This is a genomic window from Sphingomonas sp. JC676 (assembly GCF_014489075.1).
Classification (GTDB): Bacteria; Pseudomonadota; Alphaproteobacteria; order Sphingomonadales; family Sphingomonadaceae; genus Sphingomonas.
In genome coordinates this window covers 755,318-770,554 of sequence record NZ_JACTGR010000001.1, presented here as the reverse complement: position 1 = coordinate 770,554, position 15,237 = coordinate 755,318, and the positions used below count along the sequence as shown (strand labels likewise).

The 15,237-nt window shown below is 67.0% G+C and carries 8 protein-coding genes; 3 read left to right on the top strand and 5 right to left on the bottom strand.

Annotated elements, in window-relative coordinates; genetic code table 11:
- Nucleotide 1: 1 nt before the first annotated feature.
- On the bottom strand, nucleotides 2–343 hold the full coding sequence (locus tag IAG41_RS03545) for a VOC family protein (RefSeq protein WP_187727178.1): 342 nt from the start codon (nucleotides 341–343) through the stop codon (nucleotides 2–4).
- A 52-nt stretch (nucleotides 344–395) separates the two neighbouring features.
- On the opposite strand from IAG41_RS03545, the gene IAG41_RS03540 reads away from it, so the two are divergent.
- Nucleotides 396–1,466, top strand: a complete 1,071-nt coding sequence (locus IAG41_RS03540; RefSeq protein WP_187727177.1) for a PA0069 family radical SAM protein — start codon at nucleotides 396–398, stop codon at nucleotides 1,464–1,466.
- 173 nt (nucleotides 1,467–1,639) lie between these two features.
- Nucleotides 1,640–3,670 carry an elongation factor G gene (locus tag IAG41_RS03535; RefSeq protein WP_187727176.1) on the top strand — a complete coding sequence of 677 codons (2,031 nt, stop codon included), beginning with the start codon at nucleotides 1,640–1,642 and terminating at the stop codon, nucleotides 3,668–3,670.
- A gap of 24 nt (nucleotides 3,671–3,694) precedes the next feature.
- Here the strand turns inward: IAG41_RS03535 and IAG41_RS03530 are convergent, their stop codons facing one another.
- Together IAG41_RS03530 and IAG41_RS03525 are read right to left on the bottom strand one after the other, a co-directional pair.
- On the bottom strand, nucleotides 3,695–4,915 hold the full coding sequence (locus IAG41_RS03530) for an SGNH/GDSL hydrolase family protein (RefSeq protein ID WP_187727175.1): 1,221 nt from the start codon (nucleotides 4,913–4,915) through the stop codon (nucleotides 3,695–3,697).
- A gap of 62 nt (nucleotides 4,916–4,977) precedes the next feature.
- Entirely contained in the window at nucleotides 4,978–6,933 is a 1,956-nt protein-coding gene (locus tag IAG41_RS03525; protein WP_187727174.1) for an AAA family ATPase, read from the bottom strand.
- Nucleotides 6,934–7,290: 357 nt separating this feature from the next.
- Here IAG41_RS03525 and IAG41_RS03520 point away from each other — a divergent pair, with 357 nt between their 5' ends.
- Complete coding sequence (locus IAG41_RS03520) at nucleotides 7,291–9,909, top strand: M1 family metallopeptidase (RefSeq protein WP_187727173.1); 2,619 nt, start codon at nucleotides 7,291–7,293, stop codon at nucleotides 9,907–9,909.
- A gap of 34 nt (nucleotides 9,910–9,943) precedes the next feature.
- On the opposite strand, the gene IAG41_RS03515 is transcribed toward IAG41_RS03520, so the two are convergent.
- Both IAG41_RS03515 and dnaE read right to left on the bottom strand, forming a co-directional pair.
- Nucleotides 9,944–11,536, bottom strand: coding sequence for a long-chain fatty acid--CoA ligase (locus tag IAG41_RS03515; RefSeq protein ID WP_187727172.1), 1,593 nt, complete (start codon nucleotides 11,534–11,536; stop codon nucleotides 9,944–9,946).
- A 61-nt stretch (nucleotides 11,537–11,597) separates the two neighbouring features.
- On the bottom strand, nucleotides 11,598–15,077 hold the full coding sequence (gene dnaE, locus IAG41_RS03510) for a DNA polymerase III subunit alpha (protein WP_187727171.1): 3,480 nt from the start codon (nucleotides 15,075–15,077) through the stop codon (nucleotides 11,598–11,600).
- Nucleotides 15,078–15,237 lie beyond the last annotated feature (160 nt).

Below are 15,237 nucleotides of genomic sequence, written 5' to 3'. Positions count from 1 at the left end.
CCTATTCCGGCTCGTTGACGAAAACGCCCAGCTCGTTGCCGTCGGGATCACGGAAGTGGAAGCGGCGGCCACCGGGAAAGGCGAAGATCGGGACGGTGATCGTGCCGCCCGCCGCCGTTACGCTGGCGAGCGCGGCTTCCAGATCCTCCACCTCGACGATCGGCAGCAGTTGCGCGATCGCATGATCGGTGCTGCCGTTCAGCCCCAGATCGACGTCCCCGCTGGTGGTCGCCGCATATTCGGGACCGAAATCGGTGAAACCCCAGCCGAACGCCTGGGCATAGAAATCGCGCACCCCCGCGACATTCTTCACGGGCAGTTCGACATAGCTGATCCGGGCCATCATATCCTCCAATGTTCTTGCTATGTTCTATCCGAGCGCCTAGACTTTGGCAATGGCAAAGACTCGCCCCGTCCGTGGCGCGACCCTCAATATCGAGAGCCGGCGCTTCAACCTGCCCGAACGCGAAGCCGATGGCGACTGGCTGGATGCACGCGAGGAGGTGGACGGCGAGGCGCCCAAGCTGCGCACTACGGTGACGGTGGAGAAACCCAAGACGATCATCACCCGCAACAACTCGCCAGACATCGCCTTCGATCGATCGGTGAACCCGTATCGCGGCTGCGAGCATGGCTGCATCTATTGCTTCGCGCGACCGACCCACGCCTATCACGATTTGTCGCCGGGGCTCGATTTCGAGACCAAGCTGTTCGCCAAGCCCGACGCCCCTGCCCTGCTGCGCGTCGAACTGGGCAAGCGCGGCTATGTGTGCCGGCCGATCGCGTTCGGGACCAACACCGATCCCTATCAGCCGATCGAGGCGATCTGGCGGATCACCCGCGGCTGCATCGAGGTGCTCGCCGAGTGCAACCATCCGATCACGATCACGACCAAGTCCGATCGGGTGACGCGCGACATCGACCTGCTCGCGCCGATGGCAGCCAAGGGGCTGGCGGCGGTGATGGTGTCGGTCACCTCGCTCGATCCGAAGATCGCGATGACGGTGGAGCCGCGCGCGCCGCATCCGGAGAAAAGGCTCAAGGCGGTCCGCATGCTCACCGACGCGGGCATTCCCACCTTCGTCTCGCTCGCGCCGGTGATCCCGCAGGTGACCGATCACGAGATGGAGCATATTCTCGAGCGCGCGGCCGAAGCTGGGGCACGGGCGGCGTTCTTCCTGCCGGTGCGGCTGCCCCATGAAGTCGCGCCTTTGTTCCGCGCCTGGCTCGACACGCATTTCCCCGATCGCGCGGCCAAGGTGATGGCGACGATCCAATCGATCCGCGGCGGCAAGGACAATGACGGCAATTTCCACACGCGCTTCCGCGGGCAAGGGCCCTGGGCGGAACTGCTGCGGACGCGCTTCATGAAAGCAGCGCGGAAATATGGGCTGGACGGCGAGAGGCTACGGCTGCGAACGGACCTGTTCCGCCCGCCCGCCGGTCCGCAGGGCGAGCTGTTCTAGCATGGATCTCGGAAAGCGGAGGCAGCGCCAGCCCTGCCCTCTGCCCTGAATAAGGATGCGTCGACGAATATTCGGGCCTGAACGATCTTGCGTTCGCGCGCGCAGAGGTTGATCCTCCCGGCCCCAGCACGCCATTTCCAGCAAGGAATACAGGCAGGCGGGAGGAGAGCGATATGGATGGGACTGTCCACGGCGCCAGAGCCGTCGCGATCGTCGGACCCGCCGGCACGGGCAAGACGAGCCTCGCCGAGGCCATGCTGTTCGCGGCAGGCGCCTGCCCCAGGGTGGGCGCGGTCGATGCCGGCAGCAGCGTGGGCGACGCGAGCCCGGAAGCACGTGCGCGATGTGGCTCGACCGAGCTCAATCTGATGCGCTTCGAGTGGATGAAGGAAGGCTATGCGCTGATCGATGCGCCCGGCTCGGCGGGCTTCGCGGCGGATGCGGAGATGGCGCTGGCCGTGGCCGATCTGGCCCTGGTCGTGATCGATCCCGATCCGGCGCGTGCGCCTTTGGTCGAGCCGACCTTGCGACGTCTGGAAGCGCTCGGCCTGCCGCACGCGCTTTTCGTCAACAAGATCGATCAGGCGCGCGGCAGTATCGAGGATCTGCTTGCCGCCCTCCAGCCATTGAGCGCCGCGGCGCTTGTGGCGCGGCAGATTCCGATCCGGGCCGGCGAGCGCGTCGCCGGCTTTGTCGATCTCGCGCTGGAGCGCGCCTATCATTATCAGCCCGGGCGCCGCTCGGAACAGGTGCCGCTGGCCGCCCATCTCCGCAACGACGAGACCGGCGCGCGCTTCCACATGCTCGAGCAGCTGGCGGATCATGACGACACGCTGCTCGAGCAGTTGCTGAACGACGAGGCGCCGAGCTTCGACACCATCTTCGGAGATCTCAAGCGCGAAACCGCGGCGGGGCTTATCGTCCCCATGCTGTTCGGATCGGCGCTCAACGGCTTCGGCATCCGCCGGCTGCTCAAGATGCTGCGTCACGACACGCCCGTCGCGGCGCTGACCGCGGATCGGCTCGGTATCGAGGGTGCCGCGGCGCAGGTCTTCAAGATCGCGCATGGCAGCGCCGTCGGCCGGCTGGCGCTCGCGCGCATCTTCGGCGCACCGCTCGCGGAAGGGGCAGAACTGTGCGGCGCCGACGGAAAGCCGACGCGCACCGGATCCTTGTTCGCGCTGCAGGGCGCGGCAACGACCAAGATCGTTCGCGCCGAACCGGGCGACATTGTCGGCATTGCCAAGGTGGATGCCGTCCAGGCGGGCGATCGGCTTGGCACGGCAGGTCGGGCGCATGCCGCCGCGCCCTCGATGCGGCGGCCGGTGACCAATTGCGCGCTGGCGATCGCCGTCGAGGACCATAAGGACGAGGTGCGCCTGTCGACCGCGCTCAACCGGCTGGTGGAGGAGGACCCCGCTTTGCATTGGGGGCTCGACGAAGCGACGCGCGAGACGCTGCTTCATGGCCTCAATGACGAGCATCTGGCCGTCGTGCAGGCTCGATTGAAGCGCCGTTATGGCGTCGCGATATCGGTGCGCCCGCCTGCGATCGCCTATAAGGAAACGATCCGAAAGGCAGTGACGCAGCACGGCCGCCACAAGAAGCAATCCGGCGGGCACGGCCAGTTCGGCGACGTCATCATCGAGATCCGCCCGGTGGAGCGTGGCGAGGGCTTCCGCTTCGAAGAGAAGATCACGGGCGGCGCCATTCCCCGGCAATGGATTCCGGCGGTCGAGCAGGGGGTGCGCGATGCGATGATGCGCGGGCCGTTCGGCTTTCCGGTTGTCGATGTCGCGGTCGCGCTGATCGATGGTTCCTATCACAGCGTCGACAGCTCGGAACTCGCCTTTCGCACCGCCGGCCGGATAGCGATGGCGGAAGCCCTGGCTGCAGCCGCTCCCTATCTGCTCGAACCGGTTGCGCACGTGACCATCCACGCGCCGGGCAGTGCCGTGTCGCGGATCACGTCGGCGGCGACCAGCCGGCGCGGCCAGGTGCTAGGAATAGCGCCTCTGGAGGGCTGGTCCCGCTGGGATGTCATCGAGCTGCTGCTGCCCGAGGCGGAACTTCCCGGACTGGAACCGGAACTGCGTTCGCTGAGCCAGGGCATGGCGCATCATGAGGCGCGCTTTGACCATCTTGCCGAGCTCAGCGTAAAGCTTGCGAGCGGGATGATCCAGCGCACGCCCGTGCCGGCCTGACCCGAACGAAGCAGCTTGCCCGCCTCAGCGCAGCAGCGCGAGCGGCACCGCCCCCGCCATCGCCTGATAGCCGGTGATCGAAGGATGCAGGCCGTCGCTGTCATAGTCCTTGCGCAGCCTGGTCGGCTGGGCGGGATCGCGCATCGCCGCGTCGAAATCCACCACCCCGTCGAAATTGCCGGGGGTGCGGATCCATTTGTTGACCGCCTGACGATCGGCCTCGTTCTGCGCATCGGGGTGATAATAAGCAGAGGCGCCATAAGGCAGGATCGTCGCGCCGATCGCCTTGATGCCGTGCGCACGGGCGCGGGCGACCATCTGGCGATAGGCGCCGATCATCCGCTCGACGAGCGCGGCATGCGCTTCGGGCGATACCGGCGCATCGCGGGTGAGCGTGCCCAGATCGTTGACGCCTTCGAGGATGATCAGATGCGTCACGCCCGGCGGCGAGAGCACGTCGCGGTCGAACCGGGCGAGCACGTTGGGGCCGAGCCCGTCGTTGAGCAGGCGGTTGCCGCCCAGGCCCGCGTTGAGCACCGCCATGCCCTGGAGCCCCGGCGCCGCGCGCAGCCGGAGCTGGAGCCCGTCGGTCCAGCGCTTGTTGGTATCGGGCTGGACGCCCGAGCCGTCGGTGATCGAATCGCCGAGCACCACCACCGCCGATCCGCGTGCCGAGACGGTCTCGATCCCGGCGAGCTGGTACCAGTGGACTGCGGTCTTGGCGCCGGTGAGTTCGGCATCGCCGGTATGATCGCCATGCAGCGTATAGGAGGTGGCGCGCGAGCCCGGATGGCCGGTCTGCTGCGCAGGCGCGTCGGGCAGATGGATCGAGATGGCGAGATCGGCGCCGGCGGGAACCGGCAGGTCGACAGCATCGGACCAATAGTCGGCACCCGCGGGGATGATCACCGCCGCCGCACCGCCGAAGCGCAGCGTCTTCACGCTGGCGGCATCCACCCGCGAGGTCGTCGGATCGGCGGATCGCGCGATCGTCGCGGCATCGATCCGGAGCGGCGCGGTGCCGAACGCATTGGAGAAGCGCACGCGCAGCTTGCCCGCCGGAACCTGGATGCGGACGATCTGGCGCAATGTCGCGTCGGTCAGGTCTTCCTTCGGCAGCGCATTGGCAGTTTCGGGAATCTGCTGCGAGGTGCCCCAGGCCGCGACCCAGCGCTCGCCCGGTTTGGCCTCGGCCGCGGCGCCGATCAGCAGGACCAGCGCCAGCCAGCGGAACAATCGAGCCATTATCCTCTCCCCTTGATACCGCTACCATAACTCGGACAGTTGGAAGGGCAAGCGGCTGGGGTTCAAAACCCCAGCCGCCCCGTGCCACCGGGCTTGGCGTCGGCCTCGGCAGCGAGCCTGGCGAGGATGAACGCCGCATCGCCGCCGCTGAAGCGAAGCTGGCGCTTCACCACGGCGAAGTCGCCCGGCGTCAGGCCTGCGATCTCGGCCAGGCCGGCGGGTGCCGGCAGGGCGAAGAACCGCTCGAACGCCGCCGCCGCGCGCGCACGGCCGAGCGGCTGCAGGTCCAGCTTGAACACGAAGCGCCGAAGCGCCGCGGGATCGAGCCGCCCGACATGGTTGGTCGCCGCGACGAAGGGCAAAGGATGTCGGTCGAGCCAGCTCAGCAGTTCGTTGACCTGCCCCACTTCCCACCTCGCTCGCGCGGTGCTGCGGTCGAAGAGGAGCGAATCCGCCTCGTCGAACAACAGCACCCCACCCTGCCGCTCCGCCTCGCGGAACGCCTCGGCGATGTTCGCCTCGGTCTCGCCGACCCACTTCGACAGCAGGTCCGACGCGCGCCGGGCCAGCAGCGGCCGGTCGAGCAGCCGGGCGAGATGGTGCGCGAGCCCCGTCTTGCCCGTCCCCGGCGGACCGGTGAGCAGCAGCGAGATGTCCGTCGGCGCGCCGGGCGCGGCGATCCGGTCGAACAGCGTCGGCAGGTCGCGATCCGCCTCGAACAGGCCGAGGTCGATCTCGCCTTCCGCAAGAGGCGCCGGAACGCCCCGTCGGAGCGCGAGGACGAGCGACTGCGCGGCGCGGCCGATCTCCTCGGCCCCGCCGGCAAGCTGCCCCGAGCGCGCCGCGACGCGCAGCACCGACGCCGCTTCCGGCACCGTGCCGACGAGCGCCCGCACGGAGTCTGGGAAAGCGACGCCCTCCTCGCGCGCGATGCGGTCGACCATGCCGAGCCCGGCCGCCCGCGAAGGCGGCCCGAGATGCAGCACGAAGCTCATCCGCCGGACGATCGCCGGATCGAGGTTGCCGATCGCGTTGGTCGTCCACACAACCGGGACCGGATTGGTCTCGATCATCCGGTTGACCCAGAGCTTCGACCCCTGGCGCCCGCGCATCCAGTCGCCCTCGCCCGGCTGGGCGTCGCCGATCATGTCCTCCATCTCGTCGAACAACAGGATCGCGTCGCCGCGCTCGCCGAGCATGCGATGCGCGAGTTTGAGCGCGTTTACCCGCTCCCACCGGTTGGGCTCGTCGCCTTCATCGTCGGTCTCGCCCACGCTGAAGAGCTGCACCCCCGCGCTCTCGGCCAGCGTGCGCGCGAGCTCGGTCTTGCCGGTGCCCGGAGGCCCGTGGATCAGCACGTTGACGCCGGGCGCACGTTGCCGAACCGCGCCACCGAGCAGGCGGGCGAGAAATTCGGCATCGGCTTCGTGCCCGACGAAATCGGCGAGCGCGAGCCGCGCCCGCTGGCGCGGGCCGACGGCGATCTCAAGCAATTCCTCCGCGTTCGCATTGGGGCGATCGAGCAGCCGGTCGAGCGTCCAGCCAAGGTCGATCTCGACGCCGCCCCCACGCCGGGCGAAGGGACGCACGAGACCGAGCCGCACCGGCTGGCTCCGGCGCAGCGCGTGCGGCTCGATCCCCGCCGCATCGGCGAGCAGGAGCGTCAGATCGAACTCCTGATCGATCAGCAGGCGCGACAAGGCACGCGCCCGCGGACCGCGGTCGATAGCCACTGCCGCCACCAGGACGCGCGTATCCGCCTCGTCGAAGCGCAGTGCCTCGGCGAGCCGCGTCGCGATCTCGAGCTGGCTCCCCGGCGCCTCTTCGCGCACGTCGAGCGCCTCGAGGCCGATACGCAGCTCGCGCCAGCCGACCGCCCGCTTCTTCGGACGCTCGCCCAGCAACCACCCCGCGTGCGGCCTTGCCCAACCGAGCACCGCCTTGGCCAGCGGCGCCGTGCCGGGCGTATCCCGGCCGATCCGGAGCAGCATCGCCCGGACCACATCATGTTCGTGCATCATAACCCATCCCGGGCCCGGCGACGGCGTGCAGACGCAGCTGTCCCCTGGGCGGATATCAGTGTTTCTGGGATTTTCGCGGGGGTATCCTCACCCACCGCGGCGCCTGGGAAGGCGCTTTACGGAAGGGTGCGGACGGTTCCCGGGGCGATCCCCAATAGGAATTTGCGGTCCAGCAATTCACTTCTCCGTGGCGCGCAAGCATGGGGCCTGCGGCGGAGCGGGCGGTTAGCGGATTCGTTGCGGATGCGCAAGGTTCACGTGACGATCCGGCCACAATGGAACGGCATCCCGTGCACTGCTGTTGCAACACAGCAGTTCAGGCCATAGGCAGTGCACTCCCTACAGGAAGTCTCGATGCGCCTTTTCCCTGCCGCGCTCTGCGCTCTGCTCGTTCCCGTCGCCGCCCTCGCCCAGGAAGCTTTGCCCGCCGGCAAGCTGCCCGACATGGTGGCGCCGATCGCCTATCGGCTCGACATGACGGTGGTGCCCGAGAAGGAACGCTTCAGCGGCCATACCGAGATCGACATCCAGCTGAAGAAGTCCGCGGCATCGGTCTTCATGCATGGGCGCGACCTGCACGTGACCAAGGCAGTGGCGAAGATCGGCCGCAGGGAGATTCCGGTCACCTTCACCCAGAAGAGCCCGACCGGGCTGGCGCAACTCGATTTCGGCCGGACGGTGCCCGCGGGCAAGCTGACGCTCAAGTTCGACTATGACGCCGCGTTCGGCGACGGCCCGTCCGGACTATACCGGATCAAGGTGGGCGACGACTGGTACATCTGGTCGCAGTTCGAATCGATCGATGCACGCGCCGCCTTCCCCTCGTTCGACCAGCCGGGGTACAAGACACCCTTCACCGTATCGATCACCACCAAGCCCGGCCTCCTGGCCGTCAGCAACGCGCCGGAAGTCGGCACCAGCAAGGCCGGCGAGTTGGTGAAGCATCGTTTCGCGGCGACCAAGCCGCTGCCGACCTATCTGGTCGCGCTCGTCACCGGTCCCTTCAACCGGGTCACCGGCATGATCCCGCCGACCCCTGAGCGCAAAAATCCGCTGCCGCTGGGCGTGGTCGCCACCAAGCCCAATGCCGGCCAGATGCAATATGCGCTCGATGAATCGGGCAAGATCGTAGCGCTGCTCGAACATTATTTCGGCCAGAGCTTTCCCTATCCGAAGCTCGATCAGATCGGCTCGCCGGTGATGCCGGGCGCGATGGAGAATGCCGGCGCCGACATCTATGGCGACGGCATCCTGTTCCTCGACGAGAGTGCGTCGATCGGCGACAAGCAGACCTTCGGCATGGTCGTCGCGCACGAGCTGTCGCACCAATGGTTCGGCGATCTGGTGACCCCGGCCTGGTGGGACGACATCTGGCTCAACGAAAGCTTCGCCAACTGGATGGGATATCGCATCGGCAACGAATGGCGGCCCGACCTGAACATCGGCGTCGACGCGATCGGCGAAGGCTTCGACGCGATGGAGCTCGACGCGCTCTCCGCCGGCCGTCCGATCCACCAGCGCATCGAGAAGGACGCCGATATCGACGCTGCCTTCGACCAGATCACCTATGGCAAGGGCGGCCAGGTGGTCGGGATGATCGCCGGCTATATGGGCGACGAGAAATTCCGCGACGGCGTGCGGCTGCACATGAGCCGGCACACTTATGGCAATGCCACGACGGACGAGTTCTTCGGCTCGCTGGCCGATGCGGCGAAGGACCCGCGCGTGCTGGAATCGCTCCGCAGCTTCGTCGACCAGCAGGGCGTGCCCGTGGTGACCTTGCATCGCGAGGGCGATGCGCTGACCGCGGGCCAGTCGCGCTACGCCTATTTCGGCAGCAACCTGCCGGCGCAGCAATGGATCATCCCGCTGTGCATCCGTCGTGACACCACCAAGAGCTGCACCCTGCTCGACAAGCCGAGCCAGCCGGTCGAGGCCAAGGGCGACGGCGTGATCGTCCCCAATGCAGGTGGCTGGGGCTATTACCGCTTCGATCTCGATCCCGCGGACTGGGACGCGTTGATCGCCACCGGCCCCACGCTGCCCCAGGGCGAGGCGCTGGCGCTGGACGACAGCCTGTGGGCGAGCTTCTATGCCGGCAAGATGGGTGTCGCCCGCCCGATCGCGCTGGCGCGCGCGATGGCCGCCTATCCCGCCAGCAAGATCATGTTCGACAATGCCAACCGGCTGCGCGAGCTCGAGCGGCGCGGGCTGGTGACCGACGCGGCGCTCCCCGCCTTCCGCAAGCTGATCGCCGACACCTATGGCCCGCTGCTCGACAAGCTGGGCTTCGATCCTGCCACCGGCGCCTACGCCAAGGAAACCGCCGATCAGCGCGAGCTGCGGCAGGACCTTGTCGACCTAGTCGCGGTGAGCGGACACAATGCCACGATCCGTGCCAAGCTGGTCGCAGCGCTCGATGCGTATCTGGCGGGCGACGCCAAGGCGCTCGATCCCGGCTATGTAAAGGCTGCCGCTACGGTCGCGCTCAACGAACGCGGCGCCGCATTCGCGAAGACGCTCGCCGACAAGGCGCTGGCCGGCAACGATCCTCTCCTCCGCCAGGCAGCGAATCAGGGCATTGGCGGCTCGGCCAATGCCGAGGTCGCGCGCTGGTTCCTGAACGACTTCCAGGACGCGCGGCTACCGCTCCGCCAGCGGCTGTTCACCGTCTCGGCGCTGCTCAAATCGCCCTATACGCGCGACGTCGCCGTCGATTTCATGCTCACCCATTTCGACGAGTTCGTGAAGAATGGCGGCGGCGGCGGCATCTTCTCGGGACGCGCGGCGCAGATGTTCAACGTGCTCTGCGCGAACGACCAGGCCGACGCGGTCAACGCCAAGCTGCGCGCGCAGAACGGCAATGGCAGCACGCTCAACATCGAGCGCTCGGTGGAGGCGATCCGCAACTGCGCGCGCTTCCGTGACGCCAAGCAGGCGGAAGTGAGCGCAGCGATCATCGCGGCGAAGTGAACCAACCCGGCCCTCTCCCGCAAGCGGGAGAGGGCTACGCCGCCGCGAGCTTGAAGTCCTTGTACTGCGCGCGGATCGCGGTCTTGAGCAGTTTGCCGGTCGCGGTGTGCGGCAGGCTTTCGACGAAATGGATCTCGTCGGGCAGCCACCATTTGGCAACGTGCAGTGCCAAATGCGCCTGGATCTGCTCGGGGGTGACGTCGCATTCGGGCTTGCGCACCACCAGCAGGATCGGGCGTTCCTCCCAGCGCGGATGATGGACGCCGATCGCGGCGGCCTCGGCCACGCCGGCGCAACCGACCGCCGCATTTTCCAGCTCGACCGAGCTGATCCATTCGCCGCCCGATTTGATCACGTCCTTGGCGCGATCGGTGATCTGCATCGTGCCGTTGGGATGCAGTACCGCAACGTCGCCGGTATCGAACCAGTTTTCGGCATCGATGGCGGGAGCTTCTTCGCGAAAATATTGCTGGATCACCCAGGGCCCGCGCACCTGGAGCCGGCCCGAGCTCTTGCCGTCGCGTGGCTGGACCACGCCCTCGTCATCGACGACGCGCAGCTCGACGCCGAACGGCACCTTGCCCTGCATCGAGACCTGGGTGACTTGCTGGTCGAAACCCAAATCGTCCCAATCGGCCGAGGGGGCGCCCATCGTGCCGATCGGCGAAGTCTCGGTCATGCCCCAGGCGTGATTGACGCGGATGCCCATTTTCATCAGCCGCTCGATCATCGCGCGCGGCGCAGCCGAGCCGCCGATGGTGACGATCTGCAGGTGCTCGGGCACGATGCCGGTCTCGTCCATGTGCTGGAACATGCTGAACCAGACGGTGGGCACGCCGGCGGAATGCGTCACCTTCTCGCGGTTCATCAGGTCGCACAGGATCTTGGGTTCGTTGACCGCCGAGAAAACGAACTTGATGCCCACTGCGGCGCCCGCCCAGGGCAGGCCCCAGCCGACCGCATGGAACATCGGCACGATCGGCATCGCCACCGACTGAGTCGAGAGATCGAACTCCGCCGGCTGCAATTCGGTGATCGCGTGGAGCACGGTGGAGCGGTGGCTATAGACCACGCCCTTGGGATTGCCGGTGGTGCCACTGGTGTAGCAAAGCATCATCGGCTCGCGCTCGTCGCCCGTCACCCAGGCATAGTCACCGTCCTCGCGGCCGATCCAGGCCTCGAAGCCGTTGGGGCCAGGATCGTCGAAGCAGACATAATGCTCGATTGTCGCCCAGTGCGACTTCACGCGTTCGACGATTGGGGCAAAGGCCTTGTCGTAGAGCAGCACCCGGTCTTCGGCATGGTTGCCGATAAAGGCGAGCTGATCGTCGAACAGCCTTGGATTGATCGTGTGGACCAGCCCACCCATGCCGGTGATGCCATACCAGGCGACGAGGTGGCGCGCGTGGTTCATCGCCAGCGTCGCGACGCGATCGCCCTTGCGGATGCCGAGCCGCTCCAGTGCCTGGGCGAGCCTGCGCGCGTCGCGCGCGACGCCGGCCCAGTCGGTGCGGGTCTCGCTGCCATCGGCCCAGCGGGTGACGATCTCGCGAGAGCCATGCTCGCGCGCGGCATGATCGATCAGCGTCGATACCCGCAGTTCGAAATCCTGCATTCCGCCCAGCATTTCCGTCTCCCCGGTCTATTTTCCCAGGAAGGTACCCCTCGATCGGTTCGCGAGTCGAGGGCTATGCCGCCGCCGCCAGCCTCTGGCTCTCCGCGGTCCTGAGCGCGGCGCGGCGGATGCCGGGCAGGCCCTCGATCTTCTGCGCGAGTTCGCCGTCGAGACGGAAGTTGCGGCCGAGCACCACCTTGGCCTCACCATCGGCGAACGGCGCCTGGACGACGATCTCCCCTCGCCCGCCGCGCTGGTCCGCGACGATGCCCGCGAGCACGGGCAGGACCTGCGGGTCGTCGATCGCGACTTCGAGGACGAGCTGGGCGGTGTTGGCCAGGCTCTCGAACAGCTGGACGCGCTTCACCGTGACGCGCGGGCTATCCTCGCCCGGTCGCTTGTCGAGCTCGACGGTGAGCACCGCGCAGCCGCCGGTGCGCGACGCCTCCTCCATGTCCTTGGCGACCATCTCGTCGAAGCAGGTTGTCGGTGTCTGGGCGCTGGTATCCGAGATCGTCGCCATCAGATAGCGGTTGCCGCGCGCCGAGGTGCGCCAGCGCGCATCCTCGATCAAAGCGGCGATCGTGGCGCCTACCCGGGCGCCTTCGGGCACCGGGATCTCGCCGAGCGACGCGATCGCCCGCGCACCGTGGACGCGGGCGAGATGCTGATAGCGATCGAGCGGGTGCGCCGAGAAATAATAGCCGAATGCTTCCTTCTCGGCATTGATGCGCTCGGCCAGCGACCAGTGCGCGCTGCGAGGCAACGCGATCGCGCCGCCGCCGGCCTCGGACTCGCCGAACAGGCCGCCCTGCCCGCTGGCACGGCTCTCATGCGTGCGCTGCGCGACCGCGAGCACGGTCTCCGCGGCGGCATACATGCCCGCGCGATTGGGCTCGATCGCGTCGAACGCGCCCGCCGCGGCGAGCGTCTCGACCTGGCGCTTGTTGAGCAGGCGCGGATCGACGCGGCGCGCGAAGTCGTCGAGGGAGACGAAGCGGCCATTGCTCTCGCGCTCCTCGACCAGCAACTCCATCGCACGCTCGCCCACGCCCTTGAGCGCGCCCAAGGCATAGCGCACCGCTAGCCCCTCGCCCGCCTTTTCGACGTTGAAATCGGCGAGACTGGCGTTGATGTCCGGTGACAGGCACTCGATGCCGAGCTTGCGCATGTCGTCGGCGAAGATCGCGAGCTTGTCGGTCTGGTGAATGTCGTACGCCATCGACGCGGCGAAGAATTCGTGCGGATGGTGCGTCTTCAGCCACGCGGTCTGATAGGCGAGCAGCGCATAGGCGGCGGCGTGCGACTTGTTGAAGCCATAGCCGGCGAACTTGTCGATCAAGTCGAACAGCTCGTTGGCCTTGGTTTCCTTGATGCCGTTCACCTTGGCGCAGCCCTCGACGAAGATCGCGCGCTGGGCGTCCATCTCCGACTTGATCTTCTTGCCCATGGCGCGGCGGAGCATGTCCGCGCCGCCGAGCGAATAGCCCGCCAGGATCTGCGCGGCCTGCATCACCTGTTCCTGGTAGACGAAGATGCCATAGGTCTCGCCGAGCACCGTCTCGAGCAGCGGATGCGGATAGGCGATTTCCTCGCGCCCGTTCTTGCGCGCGCCGAACATCGGGATGTTGTCCATCGGGCCCGGGCGATAGAGCGAGACGAGCGCGATGATGTCGCCGAAATTGCTTGGGCGCACAGCGGATAGCGTGCGGCGCATGCCTTCCGATTCCAGCTGGAACACGCCGACCGTGTCGCCGCGCTGGAGCAGTTCATAGACTTCGGGATCATCCCAGCCGAGCGTGTCGAGATCGACGTCGAGCCCGCGATCGGCGAGCAGCTCGACCGCTTTCTTGAGCACCGACAGCGTCTTGAGGCCGAGAAAGTCGAACTTCACCAGCCCGGCGGCCTCGACATATTTCATGTCGAACTGGGTGACCGGCATGTCCGAGCGCGGATCGCGGTAAAGCGGGACCAGTTCGGCGAGCGGACGGTCGCCGATTACCACGCCGGCGGCGTGGGTCGACGAGTGACGCGGCAGCCCCTCCAGCCGCATCGACAGGTCGACCAGATGCCGCACCTCACGCTGGCTCTTATATTCTGCGTGGAACTCGCTGATTCCGTTCAGCGTGCGCTCGAGTGTCCAGGGGTCGGTCGGGTGATTGGGGATCTGCTTGGCGAGGCGATCGACCTGGCCATAGCTCATCTGGAGCACGCGGCCGACATCCTTGAGCACCGCGCGCGCCTTCATCGTACCGAAGGTGATGATCTGCGCGACGTGATCGCGGCCGTATTTCTCCTGGACGTAGCGGATCACCTCGCCGCGCCTTGTTTCGCAGAAATCGATGTCGAAGTCGGGCATCGACACGCGTTCCGGATTGAGGAAGCGTTCGAACAGCAGGCCGAGCTTGAGCGGATCGAGATCGGTGATCGTCAGCGCCCAGGCGACGACCGAGCCCGCGCCCGAACCGCGGCCCGGGCCGACCGGGATGTCATGCGCCTTCGCCCATTGGATGAAGTCCGCGACGATCAGGAAATAGCCCGGAAAGCCCATGTTGATGATGACTTCGAGCTCGAAATCGAGCCGGTCGGCGTAGGTCTTGCGCGCTTCCGCGTCGGTGATCCCAGCCTTTTCGAGCCGGCGATCGAGCCCGGCGTGCGCCTGATCGCGCAGCATCGCGGATTCTCCCTCGCGGTCGCCGGCGAGGCTGGGCAGGATCGGCTTGCGCTTGGGCGCGGCGAAGGCGCAGCGCTGGGCGACGACGAGCGTGTTCGCGATGCCTTCGGGCAGGTCCGCGAACAGCGACTTCATGTCGTTCGCGGGCTTCATCCAGGCATCGGGCGAGCTGCGCGGGCGATCGTCGCTGGCGATGTAGCTGGAATTGGCGATGCACAGCATCGCGTCATGCGCCTCGTGAAAGCTTTCGTCGGCGAAGCTGCTCGGATTGGTCGCGACCAAAGGCAGATCACGGGCATAGGCGTAGTCGAGCAGCCTGGGCTCGGCCTTGCCCTCGATTTCGTTCAGGCGGCGGACGATCTCGATATAGAGCCGGCCCGGGAACAGCGCCTCGAGGCGCTCGGCATAAGCCTCGGCCGCCGAATCCTGCCCTTCGGCGTAGAGGCGCGCCAGCCCGCCCTCTCCGCCCGCGGTCAGGGCGATCAGACCATCCGTACGGCCGTCCAGCGCTTCGAACGGGACATGCGCTTCCTCCTCGATCGGGCGATCGAGATGCGCCATCGAGACGAGGTCGCAGAGATTTTCGTAGCCCGCTTTGTCCTGCGCATAGAGCGCGAGCCAATCGATCGGCGCGGTCACGCCGTCGGGCATGTTCGGGCGCTTGACCGCGAGCAAAGTGCCGACGATCGGCTGCACGCCGGCCTTCATGCACGCTTCAGAGAAGGACATCGCCGCGTAAAGACCGTTGCGATCGCAAAGAGCAACGGCGGGGAAACCCAGCTCTTTCGCGCGCTTGGCGATCGCCTTGGGCTCGATCGCGCCTTCCAGCATCGTGTAGCAGGAGAAGACCCGGAGCGGAACGAAACCCGAATGCGCCATGCCGAACCCTAGGGCGCGCGCGCGTGATTCGCCACCCGTGCGGAGGCGCTATCCACAGCTTTCGCAGGACGTGGTTAACGAGACGGTAACCGGTGGCTCCGGACCTGCCCTTAGCGCGCGGATGCGGATGGGAAGCACCCTGAATAGCGACTCGCAAGGT

What these genes read in the sequence shown, in the direction of transcription:
- IAG41_RS03545 (WP_187727178.1), bottom strand. Translation starts at nt 343, where the DNA reads ATGGCCCGGATCAGCTATGTCGAACTGCCCGTGAAGAATGTCGCGGGG.
- IAG41_RS03540 (WP_187727177.1), top strand. Translation starts at nt 396, where the DNA reads ATGGCAAAGACTCGCCCCGTCCGTGGCGCGACCCTCAATATCGAGAGC.
- IAG41_RS03535 (WP_187727176.1), top strand. Translation starts at nt 1,640, where the DNA reads ATGGATGGGACTGTCCACGGCGCCAGAGCCGTCGCGATCGTCGGACCC.
- IAG41_RS03530 (WP_187727175.1), bottom strand. Translation starts at nt 4,915, where the DNA reads ATGGCTCGATTGTTCCGCTGGCTGGCGCTGGTCCTGCTGATCGGCGCC.
- IAG41_RS03525 (WP_187727174.1), bottom strand. Translation starts at nt 6,933, where the DNA reads ATGCACGAACATGATGTGGTCCGGGCGATGCTGCTCCGGATCGGCCGG.
- IAG41_RS03520 (WP_187727173.1), top strand. Translation starts at nt 7,291, where the DNA reads ATGCGCCTTTTCCCTGCCGCGCTCTGCGCTCTGCTCGTTCCCGTCGCC.
- IAG41_RS03515 (WP_187727172.1), bottom strand. Translation starts at nt 11,536, where the DNA reads ATGCTGGGCGGAATGCAGGATTTCGAACTGCGGGTATCGACGCTGATC.
- dnaE (WP_187727171.1), bottom strand. Translation starts at nt 15,077, where the DNA reads ATGGCGCATTCGGGTTTCGTTCCGCTCCGGGTCTTCTCCTGCTACACG.